This window comes from Rhodanobacter koreensis, assembly GCF_054782855.1.
The window spans coordinates 572376-592286 of the sequence record NZ_BAAGRR010000001.1; the positions used below are offsets into that span (position 1 = coordinate 572376).

Annotated in this window: 19 protein-coding genes; 6 read left to right on the forward strand and 13 right to left on the reverse strand. The window is 65.6% G+C overall.

Translation table 11 applies throughout. The features are described 5' to 3' along the window. Positions 1-279: 279 nt before the first annotated feature. Complete coding sequence (locus ACYVKM_RS02460; RefSeq protein ID WP_460875468.1) at positions 280-1074, forward strand: N-acetylmuramoyl-L-alanine amidase; 795 nt, start codon at positions 280-282, stop codon at positions 1072-1074. Here the strand turns inward: ACYVKM_RS02460 and ACYVKM_RS02465 are convergent. The 9 genes from ACYVKM_RS02465 to ACYVKM_RS02505 all read right to left on the reverse strand — a co-directional run bounded on the left by ACYVKM_RS02465 (position 1071) and on the right by ACYVKM_RS02505 (position 9970). Further along, entirely contained in the window at positions 1071-1736 is a 666-nt protein-coding gene (locus tag ACYVKM_RS02465) for a hypothetical protein (RefSeq protein WP_460875470.1), read from the reverse strand. The two genes, ACYVKM_RS02460 and ACYVKM_RS02465, sit on opposite strands and share 4 nt — an antisense overlap. A gap of 71 nt (positions 1737-1807) precedes the next feature. Further along, positions 1808-2296, reverse strand: coding sequence for a hypothetical protein (locus tag ACYVKM_RS02470; RefSeq protein ID WP_460875472.1), 489 nt, complete (start codon positions 2294-2296; stop codon positions 1808-1810). Beyond that, on the reverse strand, positions 2296-3771 hold the full coding sequence (gene trpE / locus ACYVKM_RS02475; RefSeq protein ID WP_460875474.1) for an anthranilate synthase component I: 1476 nt from the start codon (positions 3769-3771) through the stop codon (positions 2296-2298). The genes ACYVKM_RS02470 and trpE overlap by 1 nt, the downstream gene beginning before the upstream one ends. A gap of 57 nt (positions 3772-3828) precedes the next feature. Beyond that, positions 3829-5856, reverse strand: a complete 2028-nt coding sequence (locus ACYVKM_RS02480; protein ID WP_460875475.1) for an ATP-binding protein — start codon at positions 5854-5856, stop codon at positions 3829-3831. A 32-nt stretch (positions 5857-5888) separates the two neighbouring features. Further along, positions 5889-6497, reverse strand: coding sequence for a hypothetical protein (locus ACYVKM_RS02485; RefSeq protein WP_460875477.1), 609 nt, complete (start codon positions 6495-6497; stop codon positions 5889-5891). Further along, positions 6497-7186, reverse strand: coding sequence for a proteobacterial dedicated sortase system response regulator (gene pdsR, locus ACYVKM_RS02490; RefSeq protein WP_449427403.1), 690 nt, complete (start codon positions 7184-7186; stop codon positions 6497-6499). Before pdsR ends, ACYVKM_RS02485 begins: the two co-directional genes overlap by 1 nt. A gap of 781 nt (positions 7187-7967) precedes the next feature. Beyond that, positions 7968-8636, reverse strand: coding sequence for a ribulose-phosphate 3-epimerase (gene rpe, locus ACYVKM_RS02495; protein ID WP_460875479.1), 669 nt, complete (start codon positions 8634-8636; stop codon positions 7968-7970). Between the two features lie 195 nt (positions 8637-8831). Then, on the reverse strand, positions 8832-9647 hold the full coding sequence (gene djlA, locus ACYVKM_RS02500; RefSeq protein WP_460875481.1) for a co-chaperone DjlA: 816 nt from the start codon (positions 9645-9647) through the stop codon (positions 8832-8834). After that, the gene (locus ACYVKM_RS02505) at positions 9644-9970 is read right to left on the reverse strand and encodes a c-type cytochrome (RefSeq protein ID WP_460875483.1); all 327 of its coding nucleotides are present in this window, start codon (positions 9968-9970) and stop codon (positions 9644-9646) included. Before ACYVKM_RS02505 ends, djlA begins: the two co-directional genes overlap by 4 nt. Before the next feature lie 129 nt (positions 9971-10099). Between ACYVKM_RS02505 and ACYVKM_RS02510 the strand changes: the two genes are divergently transcribed. The 3 genes from ACYVKM_RS02510 to ACYVKM_RS02520 are packed head-to-tail and all read left to right on the forward strand — an operon-like array spanning position 10100 to position 11889. Then, positions 10100-10996, forward strand: a complete 897-nt coding sequence (locus ACYVKM_RS02510) for a phosphoribosylaminoimidazolesuccinocarboxamide synthase (RefSeq protein ID WP_460875484.1) — start codon at positions 10100-10102, stop codon at positions 10994-10996. Between the two features lie 18 nt (positions 10997-11014). Further along, on the forward strand, positions 11015-11485 hold the full coding sequence (locus ACYVKM_RS02515; protein WP_460875485.1) for an Mpo1 family 2-hydroxy fatty acid dioxygenase: 471 nt from the start codon (positions 11015-11017) through the stop codon (positions 11483-11485). Further along, positions 11482-11889, forward strand: a complete 408-nt coding sequence (locus ACYVKM_RS02520; RefSeq protein WP_460875487.1) for a hypothetical protein — start codon at positions 11482-11484, stop codon at positions 11887-11889. The genes ACYVKM_RS02515 and ACYVKM_RS02520 overlap by 4 nt, the downstream gene beginning before the upstream one ends. Before the next feature lie 37 nt (positions 11890-11926). Here ACYVKM_RS02520 and ACYVKM_RS02525 read toward each other — a convergent pair whose 3' ends face one another. Beyond that, positions 11927-12337: a hypothetical protein gene (locus ACYVKM_RS02525; RefSeq protein ID WP_460875489.1), complete on the reverse strand. Its 411-nt coding sequence runs from the start codon at positions 12335-12337 to the stop codon at positions 11927-11929. A gap of 151 nt (positions 12338-12488) precedes the next feature. On the opposite strand from ACYVKM_RS02525, the gene ACYVKM_RS02530 reads away from it, so the two are divergent. After that, positions 12489-13856 carry a DNA polymerase Y family protein gene (locus ACYVKM_RS02530; protein ID WP_460875491.1) on the forward strand — a complete coding sequence of 456 codons (1368 nt, stop codon included), beginning with the start codon at positions 12489-12491 and terminating at the stop codon, positions 13854-13856. Between the two features lie 127 nt (positions 13857-13983). Here the strand turns inward: ACYVKM_RS02530 and ACYVKM_RS02535 are convergent, their stop codons facing one another. Further along, the gene (locus ACYVKM_RS02535) at positions 13984-14895 is read right to left on the reverse strand and encodes a LysR substrate-binding domain-containing protein (protein WP_460875493.1); all 912 of its coding nucleotides are present in this window, start codon (positions 14893-14895) and stop codon (positions 13984-13986) included. Positions 14896-14991: 96 nt separating this feature from the next. Between ACYVKM_RS02535 and ACYVKM_RS02540 the strand changes: the two genes are divergently transcribed. Beyond that, on the forward strand, positions 14992-16227 hold the full coding sequence (locus ACYVKM_RS02540) for a YbfB/YjiJ family MFS transporter (protein WP_460875494.1): 1236 nt from the start codon (positions 14992-14994) through the stop codon (positions 16225-16227). Here the strand turns inward: ACYVKM_RS02540 and ACYVKM_RS02545 are convergent. Continuing rightward, on the reverse strand, positions 16154-18295 hold the full coding sequence (locus ACYVKM_RS02545) for a beta-agarase (RefSeq protein ID WP_460875496.1): 2142 nt from the start codon (positions 18293-18295) through the stop codon (positions 16154-16156). The genes ACYVKM_RS02540 and ACYVKM_RS02545 overlap by 74 nt on opposite strands. A 205-nt stretch (positions 18296-18500) precedes the next feature. Further along, positions 18501-19829, reverse strand: a complete 1329-nt coding sequence (locus ACYVKM_RS02550; protein WP_460875498.1) for an APC family permease — start codon at positions 19827-19829, stop codon at positions 18501-18503. Positions 19830-19911 lie beyond the last annotated feature (82 nt).

A 19911-nucleotide genomic window follows, 5' to 3' on the forward strand; every position in this document is an offset into this window, starting at 1 on the left:
GAAAACATCGACGCCACGGCTTTGTTTTCCCCGGGGACCAGTGCGCTTTCGCGGGAATGATGAGCAATGAGCGGACTCCCCTACCCCGTCATTCCGGCGCAGGCCGGAATCGCTCTTCAACAAACGAAACCGGCTTGTCGCAACTTTCGTCACGCGGGTGGGTGCGATCTCAACGCGTGAAGCCAGTGCGATTCCGGCCTGCGCCGGAATGACGTAGTGAGGAAGGTTCGCGGTTGGCGGATCGTCCGTATACCTTAGCCTGCCCCGGAGTTCATGCTGATGCACTATCCGTTTGACTTGCTGTTCGCAAATCGCCGCCTTGCATGCCGCAGCGCATTGCTGGCGCTGATCCTCCTGCTCGCTGCCTGCGCGCATGCGCCATCGCGCAATCCGCTGGCCACCTGGGTACCGTCGCCGAACCAGGACCTCCGTCGCCCGGTACTGATCGTGGTGCATTTCACCGAGCAGCATTCGGTGCAGGAGAGCCTCGACACGTTGCGCACCAGGAACAGCGGCGGCCCGGTCAGCGCGAACTACCTGATCGGCAGCGACGGCCACATCTACCAGCTGGTGTCGGACGAGCGCCGCGCGTGGCATGCAGGGCCGGGCCACTGGGGCACGATCACCGACCTCAACTCCGCCTCGATCGGCATCGAGCTGGACAACGACGGCCACACGCCGTTCGCGCAACCGCAGATCGACAGCCTGCTGCGGTTGCTGACCGACCTCACCACGCGCCTGCGCATCCCGCCCGCGCAGGTGATCGGGCATCAGGACCTGGCACCCGCGCGCAAGCCCGATCCCGGCCCGCTGTTCCCGTGGAAGCAGCTGGCCGATGCCGGCTTCGGACTATGGCCGCGAGGGACGCTGATCGATCCGCCGCCGGGCTTCGATCCGTGGATGGCGATGGGTCTGGTCGGCTATCCACTGGAAGACCGCCCCGCCGCGGTGCATGCATTCCACAACCACTTCCGCGGCATCGGCGGCGACACGCTCGATGCCGACGACCTGCGCATCCTCTACAACCTGACGCAGCAGATCGAATCCGGCAGCAATACGCGAACCGCTGGCTAGAACGCCAGCACCTGATCCGTATACGTTTCTATCAACGCACTGAATGGCCGGTTGTCTTGCGTGTAGAGCAGTGCGCGATGCTGCAGCACATGCGCAGGCACCACCAATGGCTTGTCGCCGACTGGCGGCAACGGTGCACCACGGTCCCAGCCGTCCGGCAACGGCGACCAGAGCAGTTCGGCGGAAAGTGTCTGGCGGCGAAAATGCAACGCCTGCACCACCTTGCCAAACGGCACATCGGAATGATCCAGCTCTCGGTTCATCGCCGCGGTAAGCCGGGACGGCACATACCAGTTGTCCGCATCGGACAGCACCCGGTCGCCACAGACGAGTTGCACCCGCCTGTAACGCACCGGCTCATCCGCGCCGATGCCGAGCTTGGCACGGAAGCCATCCGGCAGTGGCTTGTCCACGCCCTGCACGCGATGCGCCACGATTTTCGCTTCTGCTGCCAGATGATGCGCGCCGCACCAGCGTTCCAGCGTCAGCGTGGCACTCGGATGGCTCAGCAGATCGGCATTCAAGGTCTGCAGCTCGGCCAGCGCCTGCGTGCGGCTGAGTGGTGTATCCGGCCAGTCTTGCGCGGGCTCACGAGCCGCGACGGGCAACGCGTATAGCCATGACAGCATGATCGCGCCAATGCCTATGATCGACAGTTTCATGACGTTCCTTGTAGCCAAGTGGCCCTTATCGAGTCTGATGGATGAAATTGTCATCAGTGAACAACCCTGACTCAGTTCTTAGCCTCTCGGCGTAGCACGTATTTACCGGCTCTCCGATAGAAACACGCAAGGACAAGCGAATCGCATAAGCCTATTACCCAAACTCGCTGAAATACGGCTTGATCGCAATTGTTGAGAATTACACGAAACTCCTGCCTCCATCCCCAAGGCAAGCTACTGATTGGCGCAGCTCCTTCGTGTAGAACGAGGTCGATACGCAATCCTTGAGCGTAAGTCTTGGATAACTTTTTTCTCAGCGCAGTGACGGGATCGAGCTTGAAATGCGTGAACCCTGATCTTCCACGGCGAACTTTTTCCTCGATAACTGGATCCGTAATCAACGAAAGCTCAAAGCCTTTTCTAATACCCGACACATTGCAGACGACATCTGGGAACGGAGGCTCTAGCTGTTCTATGGATGCAGGCAAAACTGACAGACCGGCAATTCTTATAAATTCATCGAAAACATCACGCTCGAATTGCTTGTCTGTATTAGGCATTAGAGCCCCTTCGCCGCCTGCGCCACCGCGCGGAACAACGCACGACCCTTGTTCATCGTCTCCTCCCACTCGGCCGCGGGATCGGAGTCGTAGACGATGCCGGCGCCGGCCTGCACGTGCAGGCGGCCGTTCTGAATCACCGCGGTGCGGATCGCAATGGCGGTGTCGGCATCGCCCCACCAGCCGATCCAGCCGATCGCGCCGGCGTAGATGTTGCGCTTGTACGGTTCCAGCTCCTGGATGATTTCCAGTGCGCGGATCTTCGGCGCGCCGCTGAGCGTACCGGCGGGGAACGTGGCCTTGAGCACGTCCATGTAGCTGAGGTTCGGCTTCGCCGTGCCCTGCACCTGCGAGACGATGTGCATCACGTGCGAGTAGCGCTCGATCGCGAACGACTCGCTCACCTCGACGCTGCCGGTTTCGCTGATGCGGCCGATGTCGTTGCGGCCCAGGTCGATCAGCATCACGTGCTCGGCACGCTCCTTCGGATCGGCCAGCAGTTCGGCTTCCAGCGCCTGGTCCTCTTCCTCGTTGGCACCGCGCTTGCGCGTGCCGGCCAGTGGGCGCACGACCACCTTGCCGTCCTTCAGGCGCGCGAGGATTTCCGGCGAGGAACCGACGATCTGCGTGTCGCCGAGATCGACGAAATACATGTACGGCGAGGGATTCAGCGCACGCAGTGCACGGTAGACGTCGACAGGACGCGCATTGAAGCCGACGCTCAGGCGCTGCGAGGGCACCACCTGGAAGATGTCGCCGGCGCGGATGTATTCCTTCGCGCGCTCGACCATCGCTTCGAACTCTTCCTTGGTGAACGAGGATTTGAAATCGCCCTCGTCCAGCGCGGTCGACTGCGTGAGCTGCGGATACGAGGCGCCGCCCTGGCGCAGCCGGTAGACCAGTGCATCGAGCCGGCGCTGCGCGCCGGCGTACGCCTGCGGCTCGGACGGATCGGCGTGCACGATCAGGTACAGCCGACCCTTGAGGTTGTCGAATACCGCGACTTCCTCGGCCAGCATCAGCAACACGTCGGGCGTACCCAGCTCGTCGGCACGATCCCACTGCGCCAGGCGCGGCTCGATATAGCCGATCGTCTCGAAACCGAAGTAGCCGACCAGGCCGCCGCTGAATGCGGGCAGCTGCGGCAGGCGCGGCACGTCGTACTGCTGGCGCAGCTTCTCGATCTCGGCCAGCGGATCGTCGAGGTGACGGCGCTCGGTGATCTCGCCCGAATCCTCCACTTCCAGCTCGTGACCGCGCAGGCGGTATACGCGCTTAGCCGGCAGGCCGATGATCGAATAGCGTCCCCAGGTAGCGCCGCCTTCAACCGATTCGAACAGGAAGGTGTACGGGCCATCGGCCAGTTTCAGGTACACCGACAGCGGCGTATCGAGGTCGGAAAACACCTCGCGCACCAACGGAATGCGCGTATGCCCCTGGGCAACCAGCGCGTCGAATTCGTCTCTGGAGATCACGTGGGGAAGTCCGGATGGCCAAACGAGGGAGCGGCCATTGTAGGTGAAGCCGAGGCCTCAGCCACTCAAACGCTGGCGCGGCATGCCGTGCAGCTGCAAGATGAAGGCCACGCCGCTGCCGTCGTCGAGATTGCGGGCCGATGCCACGCCGCCATGGCGCTCGGCCACCAGTCGCACCACGTACAGGCCCAGGCCCAGGTGCGGCGCATCGCCAGGGGTGGCCTTGCCGCGCAGGCTGACCAGCGAATCGAACAGACGGCCCTGCATGGCCTCGGGCAGCAGCGGCCCCTGGTTGGCCAGCTCGATCTCGGCGCCGGCATCGATGACGCGCAGGCTCAGCCGCAGCCAGCCCTGCTCCGGCGTGAACGACAGCGCGTTGTCGAGCAGCTTGTCCAGCGCCTGCGCGATCAGCTCCGGCGCGCAATGCAGGTGCAGCGGCGCATCGGGCAACACGCAGTCGAGCCGGCGCGAACCGATCAATGGACGGTACGCATCGGCGCAGCCACGCACCACGTCGCGCAGGTCGACGTCCTCCGGCTCGGCCGCCATGATCGAACGCTCCATCCGGCTCGACTCGCTCATCGCGCGCACCAGCGCGCCGAGCCGCGCCACGCCGTCGCGGGCACGCGCGAGATAGGGCTGCGCCTCGGGCGGCAACGCCGCATGTTCGAGGTTGTCCAGCGAGGACTTGACGATCGCCAACGGCGTGTTGAGCTCGTGCGAGAGCTTCGAGGCCAGCGTGCGCAGGTAGTCGGTGTAGCCGCCGACGACCTCGAACAGGCGCTCGAAACTGCGCGCGAGGTCGCCGATCTCGTCGGTGGCATCGGTCATCGGAAAACGGCCCTGCTCGAACAGGCCATCCAGACGTCCATCGTTGAGCTGCGCCCGCTCGGCGGCGTTGCGCAGGCGCCCCAGCCGCAGACTGAGCCGGGTGGCGAACGCCAGCAGGATGCCGCCGGCCACCAGCAGCACGCCGAAGCTGGTCAGCAACAGGCCGAGCAGGGCGCGGTTGGCCAGCAGCGGCACGATACGGCTGGCCTGCTCCAGCAGCAGCACGCCGTCGATCTTGCCGGCATGCTCGATCGGCACGGCGGCCGTGAGCACCACGCTGCCGCGCTCTTCGCCGCTGCGCCAGACGCTGACTGGCTTGCCGGTGCTCGCCGTACTGACTTCGCGGGTATCCAGCCGCGGCACATCCTGCGCCCACAGGTTGGCGTCCTCCAGCCGCGTCGCCAGCAGCGAACGATAGATCAGCGAAGCGAACCAGCCCGGCTGGCCATCGCTGCCGGGCGCCGTGTCGAGACGGCCGCTATGCGCCAGCAGCCAGCCCTGCGGCGACAGCACGCGCGCCTGGACTCGATCCGGCGCAAGTTTTGCCAGCTCATCGGAAAGCGTGCCGGAGAATTTCAGCAACGGGCGCGTATCGGAACCCATCGGATCACCACCCACGCTGGCGTCGTATACGCCCACGCCCAGCGCGGACAATGGCAGGCTGCGCGACAGACGCAGCTCGACCCGGTAACCGCTGCCATCCTCCTGCCATTGCGCGGTGATCAGGTCGGGCAGGCCGGCGACCGCCGGATCGAGCGGCCGCGCCGTAAGCGGTCCCGGTGCCGCGCTGGCCAGAAGATAGCGGCGCTGCCCGGCGGCACTCGCCAACGTCAGGATCAGGTGATCGGCCGCCAGCGCATTCGCGTCGTCGCCATCGGCGCGGGTGCGCCGCGTATCCGGCACGTCCACATACAGGTACATCCCATCGTCGTCCTCGGCCAGCAGCAGCTTGCCCCGCTGGTTCGATGATTGAATCAGCGGCTGGCTCCACGGCGTCAGCGGCGCCCAGTCGTCACCGTAGCCATCGACCGTGATCGGGTTCGGCGCCTGCTGCACGTACCAGCCCTTGCCCTGCTCCGGCGCCACCGCCCCGGTCACCACCAGGCTGCGTGCCACTGCGCGCGCCGACGCCAGCAAGGCCTGCGCCTGGCCTTCGCGCAGCAGCGTTTCCATCTGCCGCACATACAACCAGCCCGCGATCGGCAGGGCCAGCGTGCACAGGGCCACCAGCAGCAGTTTGCGGCGCAGGGTCATCGTGCAGCCACGGACATCATCGAGGTATCCGGTCAGTGACCATGCGCGGGCAATGCCGCTGTCGACGCCACATCTCGCAGGTAACGCGAGGCCACCACGACCCGCATGAAGTCGTCGAGCAGCGGACGGCGTGCGGGATCGGCATCATCGAAGGTCATCGACCAGCTCAGGCGGACGCCGCTGTCCTTGCCCGGGTCGCAGAACACCACCACGTCATCGACGTGGTCGCTACCCTGGTAGACCGTTGCCTCGCACGGCATGCCCGGATGCTTCACGGTCAAATCCGTGACCTTCGCGGCCGGATCGGCCTGCAGGAAATGCTTGCGGTCAGCCTGGACTTCCGCCGCCAGCGTGGGCAGCTTGCGCGGCGTCACGTTAAGCACCATCACCCGCTGCGGCTTGCCGGTCCACTCGCCCTGATAGAGCACGGCATCGACGCCGATGGCCTTGGCATACGTGCAGCAGTCACGCGTCCAACCGGCCGGCGATGTGGTGGCAATCGCCCATGCCGGCGCATCACCGTCGCGCGCGCCACGTGCCAGCACGTTGTCGGCCGCAGCAGGTGTGGCCGCCTGCGCCACCACGGCCAGCGCGCACAGCACCAGCATCAGGAATACGCGCGGCATCACCGCGTGCTGCATCACGGCTTCCACCGATAGCCCACGCCATGCACGGTTTCGATCGCGTCGAATTCCGGCGCCACCGCGATGAACTTCTTGCGGATGCGCTTGATGTGCGAGGTGATGGTCGCGTCGTCGACGACGAGTTCGGCCTCGCGCATCAGCTGGTCGCGGTTCTTCACGTGGCCGGGGAAGCGGATCAGCGTGTGCACCATCCAGAATTCGGTGACGGTGAGCGGCACTTCCTCGCCATTCCAGCTGATCCGCATGCGCTCGGATTCCATCTTCAACGGGCCGTGCTCGATCACGGTTTCACTCGAAGCCGGCGCCTTCAACGATTCGATGCGACGAAACAGCGCGGCAATGCGCGCGGCCAGCTGGTGCAGGCTGGTGTCCTTGCTGAGGTAGTCGTCGGCGCCCAGGCGCAGGCCGGAGATCACGTCGAAATCCGAATCGCGCGCAGTGAGGAAGATGATCGGCAAGGTGGCGGATTTCGCGCGCAGTTCGCGACACAGGTCGAAGCCGCCCTCGGGTTCGTCGCCGAGACCGATGTCGATGATCACCAGTTCCGGCAGGCGCATGGCGAACGCGCTGGAGGCCTCCTGCCGCGAGCCGTAACCACGTGCGTCGTAGCCGAAGCGGTTCAACGCCTCGACGTAGTTGGCACGGATCAGCGGCTCGTCCTCGACGATGGCAATGCTGCGGCCCATGGTGTGCTCCCTGATGATGTGCGCGCAGCGTGCTATGCGCAGCGCCACTGCGCAAGCCATACGGCATCGGTGCCCGCGTTTTGCCACAAGCCAGCGGCAAGCCGGCCCGATTGCGCCGGCACCAGCGCCGCAACCGGATGTTTGATGTGAACCATGCACCACGCATGGAGCCGGACGATGTCGAAAGCCGAATCCACCGAACGCGATCCGAACGCGGAACTGCGCAGCTTCGAACCCCTGCGGGTGACGCTGGCGCTGGGCGCCCTGCTGCTCGGCCTGATCCTCGGCATCCACTGAATCGGAGTGGATGCCATGCATACGAACATTTTCAGGTTTTCAGCCGTGGAAGGCTTGGGTGCGTCCGGCGCGAAGGGAATCGCGCCGGACGCGGGGCAGGAAGATCCTGACCCGGATTGGCGGCCCATCTAACCCGTCACGGCACCGGTATTCCGTCCGACATGGTGGTTCCTTTCCCCTCCTTGCGAGGGGATTTTTTTGAATCGGGCGGCATCTGAACATCGATTCAGCATATTCATGAAACCACCGGGAACCAAACCGGGGTACCCCGGTCAGAACTAGTGATTGGTGCAGTTCCATTGCCGTGGAACGTGCCGATACGGTCGTGACCCCTCCCTCCGATGCGGCCGTATCGGCACACACCAATCCATGGTGTTTCCTCTCGCGTCATCCGACGACGTTTATCCCGGCGCAGCCATTCTCCGCGCCGGGATTTTTATGAATGACGTTCAGCCGACCGCCTGGCGCATGACGGCGGGAATGCTCAAGCGATCGCCTGGCGCATGGCGGCGATCTCGGCGCGGTAATCTTTGGCGTGGAAGATCGCCGAGCCGGCGACGAAGGTGTCGGCGCCGGCCGCGGCAATCGCGCCGATATTGTCGGCGGTGACGCCACCATCCACTTCCAACCGGATCGCACGACCGCTGGCCTCGATCCGCTGGCGCGCCTGACGCAGTTTTTCCAGCGTGCCGGGGATGAATTTCTGCCCACCGAAACCGGGATTGACCGACATGATCAGGATCAGGTCGAGCTTGTCCATCACGTAGTCGAGGTAATCCAGTGGCGTGGCCGGATTGAATACCAGCCCGGCCTGGCAGCCCGATTCCTTGATCAGCCCCAACGTGCGGTCGATATGCTCGCTCGCTTCGGGATGGAAACTGATCAGGCTGGCGCCGGCCTTGGCGAAATCCGGCACGATGCGGTCGACCGGCTTGACCATCAGGTGCACGTCGATCGGCGCCGTGATGCCATAACCGCGCAGCGACTGCAGCACCATCGGGCCGATCGTGAGATTCGGCACGTAATGGTTGTCCATCACGTCGAAATGCACCCAATCGGCACCGGCGGCCAAGGCCGCAGCAGTGTCTTCGCCCAGTCGCGCGAAATCGGCGGCGAGGATGGACGGGGCGATGATCGGGGTTTGCTTGGTCATGAGGATGCCTGGATGAGGGTGGCGAGGGCGCGAAAACCAACTTCAAGTCTGCCACGACGAAATATCCGGTGCCGCCGCTTTGCTCCTCCCCTGCGATCAGGGGGAGGTTGGGAGGGGGTGCTTTTGACTTTGGCGCGCGAAGAGCAACCCTTCCCTGACCCTCTCCTGCTTTGCAGGGGCGGGAGAACCTCTTGCCTATTTGAACCCGCGCTGTTCCTTGATGCGGTCATAGGCAGCGTTGATTTCGCTGGCGCGTGACTCGGCCTGCTTGCGCATCGCCTCGGGCAGGTCGCCGAGGCGATCCGGGTGATGTTCGGAAATCAGCTTGCGGTAGGCACGCTTCACCGCGCGGTCGTCCGCACTGCGCTCGATGCCAAGCACGGCATACGGGTCCGGCCCCTGTGTCGCGCGCTGCGGCGGCACATAGCCGCCACCGGCCGAACCATGCCCCTGTCCGTAACCGTATCCGCGTTGGCCGCCGGCATTCCAGGCGTAACCCTTCATGGCCATCAGCGCCATCAGCTCCATGTCGCTGACCCGCAGCGCGAACGCGAGCTGGCGCAGGATCGCCATCTTTTCCGGTGCCGGATTGCCTTCGGCCAGCACGGTCTCGATCACCACGTCGAGCACCGGGAACGCATGGTCGCGGCGCATGCCGACCCACAGGCGCAGCTCATTGATGGTGCGGGTGACATCGAACTCCGGCTGCTTGCCGATGTTGAAGCTGACCGCGGCCTGCTTGCGCTGCTCGGTATCGAGCCCCATCCGCGTCATCAGCCGTTCGGCCACCGCGATCTCCGCCTCCGACACGCGGCCATCGGATTTCGCCACCGCGCCGAGCAGGGTGAACAGCGGCCCCACATAGCCGCCAGCTTCCGGCGTGGCGTTCTTGCGCTGGCTGTGGCGCAGGTTGTCGAAGATGAAACCGATCACCGCACCGGTGACCGCGCCGGGCACGTGGCCGAGGATCAGGCCGAAGAAGGCGAACCACAGCGTGTAGGAGAAGCTCATGGACGTGCCTGGGACTGTGGCGACTGCGCGCTGTACCAGCGCGCCAGCGCGTCGAGATCGGCATCGCTGACCGGGCCGATCGCCGCGCGCATCAGCGGTACGTCGCGGCTGCCGTCCCGATAATGCTTCAAGGCCGCGCGCAGATAGTCCAGCTGCTGGCCGGCCAGGTTCGGCGCACCGGGCATGACGGCATGACCGGTCTCGCCATGGCAGGCCGCGCACAGGCCCAGCCGGCTGGGTCGCGCCGCTGCAACGGTCTGGCTCCACGCAAGGGCTGGCATGGCGGCGGACAGGCACAGCGCCGCTATCAGTAAGGTTCGCATCGGCAACACATGGGGATGAAGGCGGGCAATTCTAGCAGTGCTGGCTCTTGCGGCCGGCCGCTGCGACTTTCCGGCATTCCTGGCCGCAGCGGCTAGAATAGGCAATCTCCCCTCTGCGGAACCCTCGTCGTGCCCACCACCCTGCCGCAATCGCACCTGCCTGGCCTGGAACTGATCCATCGCGGCAAGGTGCGCGATGTCTACGCGTTGTCCGACGATCGGTTGTTGATGGTCGCGACGGACCGGCTGTCGGCATTCGACGTGGTGCTGCCCAACCCGATCCCGGGCAAGGGCGAGATGCTCACGCAGATCTCCAATTTCTGGTTCGGCAAGACCGCGCATCTGGTGCCCAACCACCTGCTCGACGTACCGCTGGCCGACGTGCTGCCACCCGGCACCGATCTGGCGCTGTACGAGAAGCGCGCGGTGGTGACGCGGCGGCTGAAGCCGGTGCCGGTCGAGGCGATCGCGCGCGGCTACCTGATCGGCTCGGGCTGGAAGGATTACCGCGCCACCGGTTCGCTGTGCGGCATCCGCCTGCCCGAAGGCCTGCAGCAGGCGCAGCAACTGCCCACGCCGATCTTCACGCCATCGACCAAGGCCGCCGTCGGCGACCACGACGAGAATGTCAGTTATGACGCCGTGGTCAGCACGGTCGGCGCCGAGCTGGCCGGCCAGGTGCGCGATGCCACCCTGGCGATCTACCAGTGGGCTGCCGCCTATGCGGCCGAACGCGGCATCATCATCGCCGACACCAAGTTCGAGTTCGGTACCGATGCCAGCGGCAAGCTGTACGTGATGGACGAGATGCTGACGCCGGACTCCTCGCGCTTCTGGCCTGCCGACGAATACCGTGTCGGCATCAGCCCGCCCAGCTACGACAAGCAGTTCGTGCGCGACTGGCTGGAAACGCAGGACTGGAACAAGACCGCGCCGGGCCCGGTGATTCCGGACGAAGTGATCGCACGTACCGCCGCCAAATACGCCGAGGCACTGCAGCGGCTTGCCGGCATCCAACTCGACTGACCAACCGGAGTGGGCATCATGCGTGACATGCAGAGCTGGCTCGACAGTTACAGCAGCGACCATCAGAACCCGACCAACAAGCTGTTCCACTGGGTCTGCGTGCCGCTGATCGTATGGTGCGTGATCGCCTTGCTGTGGACGATTCCGGTGCCGGCTTCACTGGCCCGCCCTGGCGCATGGTCCGTGCTGGTAATGGTGCTGGCGTTCTACTGGTACTGGAAACATTCGCACCGACTGGCCGTTGCGTTGCTGATCGCGTTCGCCGTGATGGGCGTGATCACCAATCTGCTGTTCAGCCAGCTGGGTGGTTCATCGCTGCGCTGGCTGGCCGTCGGCGTGTTTGTCGTCGCCTGGATCGGCCAGTTCATCGGGCACATCTTCGAGGGACGCCGGCCGAGCTTCTTCACCGATCTCGCCTACCTGCTGATCGGCCCCGCGTGGCTGATGGCCAAGCTGCTGCGCAAGCTGGGATTCCAGAAAGCCGTATGACGACCCTGCTCACCCTGATCAGCAGCCTGCTCTGGTGGGTGCTGTACAGCAGCATCGGCGCACTGTTCTTCGCCCTGATCGGCTGGTCGGTGCTGCGCTGGACCGAACGCTGTGCGGTGGTGTTCAACCGCATCTACCTGGCCTGCCTGCTGTGGACCATGATCGGCCTGCTGTTGGTCGTCGGCGTGGCCGCGTACGAAGGCCACCTGCATCCACCCTATGCGGCGCTGCTCAATTCAGGCCTGCTGCGCTGCGCGCTGGTGCTGGACATGCTGGTCGGGACGATCCTGCTGTGGCGGCTCACCCCGCGCGTCGATGCGCACCGCATCCGCCCCGGCAGCGCGTGCATGGCGGTAGCCGCGATCATGGCGATCAGCTTCGGCATCGCCACCAGCCTCGCCTGACCGACGCCGAAGCGCCGCCGGCGGATGCCACGGCCACTCAATGCATGCCGTGCATGATGGCGCTGAAGATCATGACCAGCACAAAGCCGGCCACCATGAAGACCAGTTGCACCAGGCCGGCCCTGGTGTAGCCGAGACGACCGCCGGTTCGAGACATCAGCAGACGGTCCACCGCCCAGGCACCGACCATGAAACCCACTGCCACGACGGTCGGCAGGCGATACGTGTCGTCCGGCAGCAGCATGCCCGAGACGACCACCGCTGCCGCCATCGCCACCAAGGTCAACGCGAGCACAGCGATCGAGCGCGTGTACGACGGCACGTAGCCGACCACAATGCGGAACGCCAGGCACAGCAGCAGCGCGCCCAGCAACAGGTCGATGACGCACAGGACGAAACTGCCAAGCATCCCCACATTGGCCAATGCGTCGAACAACGAAGTACCCATAAATCCCCTCCCCCTTGATGCAGCAACGCACCACGCCCCCGCGCGGTACGATGCCGCCAGCCTAGCCGATCCCGATGCGACCGGCAGCAACGCCGTCTCCCCGCGCGAGATCCGGGTGCGCTATATCATCGGACCGCTTACGAGATGTCCCATGAGCCTGCGCAGCCTGTTCGTCGACTTCAACAGCTACTTCGCCTCGGTCGAGCAACACGAGGAGCCGACCTTGCGCGGACGGCCGGTCGGCGTGGCACCGGTGGCCGCCGAAACCACCAGCCTGATCGCCGCCAGCTACGAGGCGAAAATGTTCGGTGTCGGCACAGGCACCCTGGTCCGGGATGCGCGACGGCTGTGCCCCGATATCCAGATCCGCGTCGCACGGCCGGAGCGCTACGTGTACTGGCACCACCGCCTGATCGAGGCGATCGACCACGCCATTCCGATCGCCCGCGTCGGCTCGATCGACGAGGTGGCCTGCGAACTGGTCGGCCGCCAGCGTCGGCGCGATGTCGCCGAAGAGATCGCGCAACAGGTGAAGAACGAAATCGCACTGGCCGCACCCGGCGACGCGATCCGCTGCTCGATCGGCATCGCACCGAACGACTTCCTGGCCAAGACCGCGTCGGACATGCGCAAGCCCGACGGCCTCACCGTGATCGAGCTGGCCGACCTGCCGCACGCCTTGCACGGACTGGAACTGCGCGACCTGTGCGGCATCGGCCACTCGATGGAAGCGCGCCTGCACGAAGCCGGCATCACCACCGTGGCCCAGCTCACCGCCGCCGACAAGCATCGGCTGCGGCATGCCTGGGGCGGCATCGAAGGCGAGCGCATGTGGGGCCTGCTGCGCGGCGCCTGGTTGCCGACCGCGCCCACCGAACGCGGCTCGATCGGCCATTCGCACGTGCTGGGCCCGGAACTGCGCACGGCCGTCGGCGCGCGCGCGGTGCTGAAGAAACTGCTGGTGAAGGCTGCGATGCGTATGCGTCGGGAAGAAATGCTCAGCGGTGCGCTGGCGGTACGCATCCGCTTCATCGGCCATGAGCAACGCTGGGAACGCGACCTCGCCTTCGACCCCACCGACGACAGCCGCGAACTGCTGCGGCTGCTGAACGGCGTGCTGGACAGCGGCAACCGACGACGCCCGCTGCCCGGCCCGGCAAATGCCATACCGCTGTCGGTCAGCGTGACCCTGCTGCGGCTGGTGCCGCGCGCACAGAGCAGCGGCTCGTTGTTCGCACCGGCCGGGGACACTGGCCTTGTTGATGCATTGGTCGACCGCATCAACGCGAAGTTCGGCTACAACAAGGTCTACTTCGGCAGCATGCAGCTGGCGCTGGAACACGATGCCGCGCCGATGCGCATCCCGTTCAACCGCGTTCCCGATACGAAGAGCGAGAACGAGGCCACGCACGAGAGCGATGCCAGCCACAACGCACTGTGGCTGCAGTCACTCAATCGCTACAAGGTGCTGGCCGAGGGCGAGCATCGACGGCGCGATCGCGATCGCAAGGATGGCTGATTCCCGGCCATGGCTATCGCTTGAATCACCGTTGCTCATGCATCCTCTCCTCCGTTGCGGGAGGCGACAGTCTGCGGCCTCACGTTGCGTGAGGGTCAAACGGCATGCGGTCGAGCTGCCACGATACTTACGCCGCGGTGCGCCGGGACTGTTGTCGCGGCTTGCCGCGCGTGGCTGCGGCATCCTCGCGCAGGCATTCCTCCAGCCGCGTCAATACGGGCAAGTGCTTGGTGCGAAGCATGACCAGCGCGGTCTGGATGCGCGCCTGGCGCGCCGGTATTTCGCGGATGGACAATGCATCGCGCTGCGGAAAAACTTCCAGTACCGAGCGCGGCACCAAACTCACTCCCACGCCGGCCGCAGCCGCGGCGAAGATCCCGTGATACGAGGCGAATTCCAGCATCCGCGCGGGCACGATGCGCTGCGCGTCCAGCCATTGCTCCAGCCGGCGCCGGTAGACACAGCCCTGGCTGTGATACACCAGTACGGTACCGTCGGCCATCCGCTTCGGGTTCTGCAGCATTACGCTGTCGCGCGCCGCCACCAGCACCAGCTCCTCCACGTATAGCGGCACGCTGCGGAAACGCTCGTCGTCCACCTCGTCGCCCACGATCGCCGCATCCAGTGCGCCGGCCTGCACCTCCGCCACCAGCCCGCGCGAGGAGGCTGTCTGCAGATTCACCCAGATGTGCGGATGGCGGCGGTGGAACTCGGCCAGCGGATAGGGCAGCCGGCTGGCTGCCACGCTCTCCATCGAACCCAGACGCAGACGACCGCCGGTTTCGCCGCTGCGCACGGCCACGCGCGCCTGCTCGGCCAGCTCCAGCATGCGGCGCGCGTAGTCGACCAGCTCCTCGCCCTGTGCGGTGAGGCGCAGGCGCTGACCTTCACGGTGGAACAATTCCACACCCAGCGATGCTTCCAGCTGGTGGATGCGGCTGGTGATGCTGGATTGCGCACGGTGCAGTCGCGCCGCTGCACGACCGATGCCACCTGACGCCACCACGGCCTGAAAGGTTTCCAGTTCACGCAGGTCCATGATCGTTTTTTCCGATTGGTATATTCTAAATTATTCGCTTTATACGATGAATCGGCAAGCCTAGCATGGGCGCATTCCGTTCGTACCGGAGGCTTTATGCGGCCCCCCATTCATCTCGCCATTGCCGGCATGACCGTACTGGCCCTCGCGCTGGGCATCGGCCGTTTTCTGCTTACGCCGCTGCTGCCCCTGATGCAGGCCGATGCCGGGCTGAGCCTGATCAGCGGAGGCTGGCTGGCCTCGATCAACAACTTCGGCTACCTGCTGGGCGCCCTGTTGTGCACGGCACTGGCGATGCCTCAGCGCGCCATGCTGCGCATCGGCATGCTGATGGTGGCGCTGGGCACGCTGGGCATGGGGTTCGTGCCTTCGCTGCCTGTGTGGCTGCTGTGCCGTTTCGTGGCCGGCATGGCCGCCGCCATGCTGATGGTGCACGGCATCGCCTGGTACATGGCACACCTGCGTGCGCATGGACGTGTCGGGCTGGAAGCGCTGCTGTACAGCGGCCCGGGCATGGGCATCGTGGTCAGCGGCGTACTGGTGGCTGCACTGCACGGGTCAGGCCTGGGTTCGGCCCGCTGGTGGCTGATCTTTGGCGCAGCCAGCGCGCTGGCGACCGCTCTGGTATGGCGCACGCTGGATGCGCCACGTCACGCCACCGCGGCGCCGACCCCGACACCTGCGGGCGGACACGGGCCGGCGTGGCCGCTGGTGGCTATCTACGGCCTGTTCGGCTTCAGCTACGTGATCCCGGCGACCTTCCTGCCGCTGATCGCCGATGCGCAGCTGCACCTGCCCGCGCTACGCGAGTGGTTCTGGCCGCTGTACGGCGTGGCCACCGTGGCGGTGACGATGCTGCTGGGCGCCCTGCCTGCGCCGCGCAGCAACTACTCGGGGCTGGCCGGCTGCTGCCTGTCGATGCTGCTGGGTACCCTGCTGTGCCTGTACTGGCCACAGCTGGGCGGCCTGGTGTTGGGCACCATACTGCTCGGCGCGGCGATCACGCCGGTAGTGATGTTCGCGATGCGCGAGGCGACCCGGCTGGCACCGCGCGACCCCACCCGATTGATCGGTGCACTGACCACCGCTTTCGGCATCGGCCAGATCGTGGGACCCCTGGTGGCCGCCAGTCTGGCGCAGCGGCACGGCTTTGCCATGCCGCTGGAACTGGCTGCCCTTGCCGCGGTGATCGCGCTGCTGCTGGCGTTGACGCGCATGCGGCAGGCCACAGGCATGTCAGCCAGTACGCCGCTGCCGCTCATCGCGACAACAGAACCCGTGCATTCGCCTGACGCACCGCTTCGGCAAAGCCATCGAACGGGATATCGGTAATCCCCACCAACCCGATATGGCTGTTCTCGCCATCGAGCAGGCGGCCGGTCACCGGCTGATCGGTGTACTGGAACCAGTGTGCGCCGACCATATCCGGGTCGCTGGCAGCGGCAGCGACGAAGCGCGCATACGCCTCGCCACGCTGCTGCTCGTTCCACACCGACACCACGCCCTTGCCGAACGGACCGCGGTCGTCCGAGCCGAAGTGGAATTCGCTGATCAGCACCGGCTTGTCGAGCTCGTGCATCGCTGCCGCATCGAAGCCGTGCTGCGGCAGGTCCGCGTACACGTTGAAGCTGACCACATCGCAGTACTGCGCGCAGGCGGCGACAGCTTCCGGCGTGTTCACCGCGAAGCGGCCACCAAGGAACAGATGGTGCGGATCATGGCGGTGGATCGCCTCGGCGACCACGCGGAAATAGGTGTCGGCATATTCGCGTAGCCACGCGCTGTAATCCTCGGCAATCGCCGGATGCGCCTCGTCCGGATTCGGCGGCACAAACCCCGGCGCCTCCAGCGCGTCCCACGACGCCAGCGGAAGATTCCACGCACCACCCAGCTTGATCGGGTCGCTGTATTTTTTCTTCAGCATGGCGATGAACGCCTGTTTGGCCGGGCTGTTCGCATCGCCACGCAAGGTACCGGTCGCCAGTCCCCAGCGACCCTGCGGCCCCTGGCCCGCCCAGGCCAGCTCGTTGTCGGCGAAGTAGCCGAGCAGCCATGGATCGTCACGCACGTTCGCGGTTGCTTTCACCACAGCCTGTTCGGCGGCCTGCACAAAGCGCGGGTCGAACGGGTCGGGCATGCGGCCCCAGTAGTCGTAGCCGCTGGCGACGTTCGCATAGTTGCCCGCGATATTGATCGAGCGCGTATACGGCAGCCGGTGCACCGCTCCCAACGCATCGTCGCTCCAGTTGCCGACAGTGTTGAAGCCCCAGGCACGCAGGCGATCCAGCGTGCGTGTGCGCCATGCGGCCAGCCAGTTTTTGCCGTCGACGCGATACAGATTCGCCGCGTAGAAATCGAACCAGCGCCCGTGGTTGTAGCCGATACCTGTGCTGGCGCCCTGATCGGCCCGGCGGCTATCGCCGCTGCCGTAGAACGGTGCCCACTCGCCGCTGTCCGGCGGCAAGTCCCTGAACATGAACTCGCGACCTTCGACATAGCTGCGGCTGCCGTCGGCGACCACGGCGTTGACGCCAAGCGAGAAGAACGCATGGCCGTCCGGCGTCACCAGCCACCAGCGGCCGCCCAGTTTCTGGGTGTGGAACCAGCCGGTCCGATCCAGGCCGTGGACATCCAGACGTCCGCCATAGCGATCCCGATCCTTCGGCAGTTCACTGACCTGGATCGCGCCAGCCTTCGCCTGTGCCGCACGCAAGGCCTCGTCCGAATCGACTTTCTCCGGCCAGTGCCCACGCGTGTACTGCCCGTAGCGATCGACGATGCCGGCATAGGCATCGTGCAAGGCCGCCTCACCGGCGGCCGTCTCGACGCGCCCCAGCAACACAGTCTGTGCCGCCTGCGGCGCGGGCATGCCAATGCGCACGGCATGCACCTGGTGCAGGTCCAGCGTGCCTTCCACCGTGGTTGCCAGCAAGGTGCTGTGGCCGGCATCGTCGAACGGCATCGGCGGCCCGACCTGCATGCCGAACGCGCGCGGAGACACGGCATGGAGTGGGATCACCAACGCCTGCGGTGATCCGGGCGGCAGGCCGACCGTCGCATGCAGATGCTGGCCCGCGCCGGCACCGTCGATATCGATATCGAGCGTCACCGCCCATGGCATGGCGTTCTGCACGCCAACGCGCAGTTCGCCACGCGATGACCAGTCCCACGTTCCGCTGGCGGGTGTGATGACGATCTGTGGATGCGCCGCCGCCTGGAACGCATACCGTTGCTGCGTCACGCCGATGCTGGCGTGCTCGGCAGAACCGATTCGCTGCACCCGGTCAAGCGTGATACGTGATGCGGCATCGGAACCGGCCAGGTCGATCACCCCGGGTGACGCCGCATGGCAGGCGCTCAGCCCGCAAAGACACAACCAGATCAGTGCAAGACGTCTCATCAGCAACCATCCTTCGTGTCAAACCTGCGGGAGGCCTCAGCCCCGACGACTCCCGTTTTATTGCCGGCCACAGCGTCGCGGCTGAAGCAGCTCCCGCAAAGGCCACCAGCGGGAGCGCCGCCTTTACTCTTCATCAGGCGTGGTTTGAACCATCCATCGAAAGCCCGCACGAGACTTGCATGGGACCATGAACTCCCGCCAGGGATCAGGGATGCCTGCGCGTCCAGCGCTGCCAGCCGTAATAAACCGGCACACCCAGCGCGATGATCGCCAGGCTCATGCCCGCGTCGGCGGGCTTCGCGATCGCGGTGGCGGCAATCACGCACAGCACGGTGACCACGAACACCAGCGGCAGCAGCGGAAACAGCGGCACGCGATACGGTGCCGGCTCGTCTACAAACTTCCAGCGATACCAGAACAGCGTGCCGATGCCGAACGCATGGCCCAGCCATTCGCCCACCGTGGTGTAGTCCACCAGCTGGCCGAAGCTGCCCCACAGCACGAGCACCACGGTCCACACGCCCAGCAGAACCAGCGCGATCTGTGGCGCGCGCGTGCGCGGATCGATGTAGCCCACCGCGCGAAACAGCAGGCCGTCCGCGCCCATCGTCTGCAGCACGCGTGCGCCGCCGGCGATGGCGATACTGCAATAGCCGAAGGTGGAGCAGGCGATTCCCACCGCCATCAACCTGGCGCCACCGGCGCCGAACAGCCGGCTCATCAGGTCCGCCGCTGGTGCCTGGCTGGCGGCCAGCCCGGCATGGCCCAGCCCGGCGAGATAGGCCACGTTGGCCAGCACGTAGCACAGCACGACACCCACCATGCCCAACGCCAGCGCACGCGGCAACGTGCGCTGCGGATTGCGCACCTCGCCAGCCAGGTCGTTGAGGTAGTGGAAGCCGCCGTAGGTGAACAGCACCGGCAGCAGTGCGCCCACAAAAGCGCCGTCAGCCACCGGATGCACCCTATCCACCGCCAGCACACCACCCAGATGCCCATGTGCCAGCACCAGCCCCGCCACGACCAGCAGTGCGATCGCCGCCAGCTTCAGCACCGCGAAAATGTTCTGCATCAACGCGCCGGCACGGATGCCAAACAGGTTCACTCCCACGATGAACACGATCGCGCCCACCGCCGACGGTTTGATCCACAGATCCGGCAAGCCGACCGCGCTGCAGAAGTAATCGGCGAACGTGGTGGCCACCGCCGCCACGCTGCCGGGGTAGTTGATCAGCGCCATCGTCCAGCCGAACAGGAACGCCGGCAACACGCCGAACGCCTCGCGCAGATAGAGGTAGATGCCACCCGCATGCGGTCGACGTGACCCCAGCTCCGCATAGCACAGCACCCCGGCCAGCGTGAGCAGACCGCCCAGCGCCCACAGCACCAGCAGTGGCAGGCCCGAGCTGGTGCGCTCGGCGACGGTGGCTGGCGTGCGGAAGATGCCCGCCCCGATCACACCGCCGATGACGATCATCGCGGCGTCCCAGGTATTCAGGCGACGGGCATAGGCATTGGCGGGTTCGGTCAGCATGGGCACTACCTTGCCATTGTGGGCGGTGGTTCGGCCAGTACCGCATGGCATGCACATGTTTCGCCGATCAGTGCAGGGGAGC

Coding starts and splice junctions, on each gene's coding strand:
- ACYVKM_RS02465 (WP_460875470.1), bottom strand. CDS start 1,736: ATGAAACTGTCGATCATAGGCATTGGCGCGATCATGCTGTCATGGCTA.
- ACYVKM_RS02525 (WP_460875489.1), bottom strand. CDS start 12,337: ATGGGTACTTCGTTGTTCGACGCATTGGCCAATGTGGGGATGCTTGGC.
- rpe (WP_460875479.1), bottom strand. CDS start 8,636: ATGACCAAGCAAACCCCGATCATCGCCCCGTCCATCCTCGCCGCCGAT.
- djlA (WP_460875481.1), bottom strand. CDS start 9,647: ATGAGCTTCTCCTACACGCTGTGGTTCGCCTTCTTCGGCCTGATCCTC.
- ACYVKM_RS02505 (WP_460875483.1), bottom strand. CDS start 9,970: ATGCGAACCTTACTGATAGCGGCGCTGTGCCTGTCCGCCGCCATGCCA.
- ACYVKM_RS02535 (WP_460875493.1), bottom strand. CDS start 14,895: ATGGACCTGCGTGAACTGGAAACCTTTCAGGCCGTGGTGGCGTCAGGT.
- ACYVKM_RS02540 (WP_460875494.1), top strand. CDS start 14,992: ATGCGGCCCCCCATTCATCTCGCCATTGCCGGCATGACCGTACTGGCC.
- ACYVKM_RS02520 (WP_460875487.1), top strand. CDS start 11,482: ATGACGACCCTGCTCACCCTGATCAGCAGCCTGCTCTGGTGGGTGCTG.
- ACYVKM_RS02485 (WP_460875477.1), bottom strand. CDS start 6,497: ATGCAGCACGCGGTGATGCCGCGCGTATTCCTGATGCTGGTGCTGTGC.
- pdsR (WP_449427403.1), bottom strand. CDS start 7,186: ATGGGCCGCAGCATTGCCATCGTCGAGGACGAGCCGCTGATCCGTGCC.
- ACYVKM_RS02470 (WP_460875472.1), bottom strand. CDS start 2,296: ATGCCTAATACAGACAAGCAATTCGAGCGTGATGTTTTCGATGAATTT.
- ACYVKM_RS02460 (WP_460875468.1), top strand. CDS start 280: ATGCACTATCCGTTTGACTTGCTGTTCGCAAATCGCCGCCTTGCATGC.
- ACYVKM_RS02515 (WP_460875485.1), top strand. CDS start 11,015: ATGCGTGACATGCAGAGCTGGCTCGACAGTTACAGCAGCGACCATCAG.
- ACYVKM_RS02545 (WP_460875496.1), bottom strand. CDS start 18,295: ATGAGACGTCTTGCACTGATCTGGTTGTGTCTTTGCGGGCTGAGCGCC.
- ACYVKM_RS02480 (WP_460875475.1), bottom strand. CDS start 5,856: ATGACCCTGCGCCGCAAACTGCTGCTGGTGGCCCTGTGCACGCTGGCC.
- ACYVKM_RS02530 (WP_460875491.1), top strand. CDS start 12,489: ATGAGCCTGCGCAGCCTGTTCGTCGACTTCAACAGCTACTTCGCCTCG.
- ACYVKM_RS02550 (WP_460875498.1), bottom strand. CDS start 19,829: ATGCTGACCGAACCCGCCAATGCCTATGCCCGTCGCCTGAATACCTGG.